Below are 954 nucleotides of genomic sequence, written 5' to 3' on the forward strand. Positions count from 1 at the left end.
CCGGCGTGGCAAGAAGCCGGCTCGGGTTTTGGCGGAGATTTTGATGCCGGATTATGACGTGCTTTGCATCGGCAATGCCATTGTCGACATCATCGCCCAGTGCGACGAGGTATTCCTCGAGACCAACGGCATCATCAAGGGCGCGATGAACCTCATCGACACACAACGCGCCGAACTGCTCTACAGCCGCATGGGCCCGGCGATCGAGGCCTCCGGCGGCAGCGCCGGCAACACGGCGGCCGGCGTCGCCAGCTTTGGCGGCCGCGCCGCCTTCTTCGGCAAGGTCTCCAACGATGCGCTGGGCGAAATCTACGCCCACGACATCCATGCGCAGGGCGTCGCCTTCGACACCACGCCGCTCAAGGGTGAGCCGCCGACGGCGCGCTCGATGATCTTCGTCACGCCCGACGGCGAGCGCTCGATGAACACCTATCTCGGCGCCTGCGTCGAGCTCGGACCGGAGGATGTCGAGGCCGACAAGGCGTCCGGCGCCAAGGTCACCTATTTCGAAGGCTATCTGTGGGACCCGCCGCGCGCCAAGGAGGCAATCCGCCAGACGGCGAAGCTGGCGCACGCGGCAGGCCGAGAAGTGTCGATGACACTGTCGGATTCGTTCTGCGTCGACCGCTACCGCGACGAATTCCTCGACCTGATGCGCTCGGGCACGGTCGACATCGTCTTTGCCAACAGCCACGAGATCAAGTCGCTCTACCAGACGTCGTCGTTCGACGAGGCGCTGGCGCAGATCCGCAAGGATTGCCGGATCGCCGCCGTCACCCGCTCGGAAAAAGGCTCGGTGATCGTGCGCGGCGACGAGACCGTGGTGATCAAGGCGACCGCCATCAAGGAACTGGTCGACACGACGGGCGCCGGCGATCTCTATGCCGCCGGCTTCCTGCATGGCTACACGCAAGGCCGCGACCTGCAGACTTGCGGCGACCTTGGCTCACTGGC

Annotated in this window: 1 protein-coding gene; it reads left to right on the forward strand. The window is 65.1% G+C overall.

The features are described from left to right. Nucleotides 1-43 precede the first annotated feature (43 nt). On the forward strand, nt 44-954 hold a 911-nt coding region (locus EOB80_RS34270), incomplete at its 3' end, for an adenosine kinase (protein WP_164762839.1).

The organism is Mesorhizobium sp. M7A.F.Ca.MR.245.00.0.0, assembly GCF_003997415.1.
GTDB lineage: Bacteria > Pseudomonadota > Alphaproteobacteria > Rhizobiales > Rhizobiaceae > Mesorhizobium.